The organism is Nonomuraea sp. NPDC047529 (assembly GCF_040642995.1).
GTDB lineage: Bacteria > Actinomycetota > Actinomycetes > Streptosporangiales > Streptosporangiaceae > Nonomuraea.
The window spans coordinates 1-1058 of sequence record NZ_JBEYTJ010000121.1; the positions used below are offsets into that span (position 1 = coordinate 1).

A 1058-nucleotide genomic window follows, 5' to 3' on the forward strand; every position below is an offset into this window, starting at 1 on the left:
CCGAAGAAGCCGGCGTCGAACCCGGCCGCGTCTCGCAGGAACCCGCCCTGCCGCAGATATGTGGTGCCCGGTGTGTCCGGGTCCGGGTCAAACAGTCGTTCCAGGTCCCAGCCCCGGTCCTCGGGCAGGCCGGTGATGCCCGACCCACCCCGCACCAGCAGTTGCCACATCTCCTCCGGTGAGGTGATCTCTCCGGGATATCGGCAGGCCATCGCCACCACCGCGATCGGCTCGCCCACCCCTGCCGCGGCCGCTGTGGTCGTGCTGGCTGCGGGTTTGGTGGCCGATGCCGCTGTGGCTTCGTGGGTTTGTGCTGGGCCGGTGCCTACTCGCTGGAACAGGTAGTCGGCGACGGCGGCGGGGGTGGGGTGGTCGAACACCAGCGTGGCCGGTAGTTTCACCCCTGCCGCGCGGCCTAGCCGGTTGCGGAGCTCGACCGAGGTGAGCGAGTCGAACCCGAGTTCCTTGAACGGCCGCCCGGCCGCGATCTCCTCCTCCGACCCGTGTCCGAGCACGGCCGCGGCGTGCGAGCGCACGAGTGAGACCAGCACGTGTTCCTGTTCGGCCACCGGCAACCCCGCCAACCGCCGCTGGAAGCTCGATTCAACACTCGCCTCCGGCTCCACCACAGCAGCACGGCGCTTGGGGGCAGGAGCCAGAGCTCGCAGAATCGCGGGAACACCGTCGTGGCGAGCGGCAAGCGCGCGGCCGTTGACGGGCAGCGGGATCAGATGGGGTTGGGGGTGGGCGAGCGCGGCGTCAAGGAGCCTGTTGCCGTAGGAGGTGGTGATGGTGTCGAAACCGGCTCGTCGAATGCGGTCGATGTCGAGGGAAGTGAGGTGAGCGCTCATCCCGCTGGGTTGTTGCCAAAGGCCCCAGGCCAGGGATTGGGCGGGTAGGCCCAGGTGGGTGCGGTGGATGGCCAGGGCGTCCAGGAAGGCGTTGGCGGCTGAGTAGTTGCCCTGGCCGGCGCTGTCGAGGGTGGCGGCGGAGGAGGAATACAGGACGAACTGGGCCAGGTCCAAGCCGAGGCTGGTGGTGGCTTGGTGCAGGTGCCA

General features: G+C 69.2%; 1 protein-coding gene. It reads right to left on the reverse strand.

The window, feature by feature from the left end; all coding sequences use genetic code 11:
• Nucleotides 1-1025 (reverse strand): beta-ketoacyl synthase N-terminal-like domain-containing protein (locus ABZ815_RS52830; protein WP_357711164.1); only part of this gene is annotated, 1025 nt, incomplete at its 3' end.
• Between the last annotated feature and the right edge of the window lie 33 nt (nucleotides 1026-1058).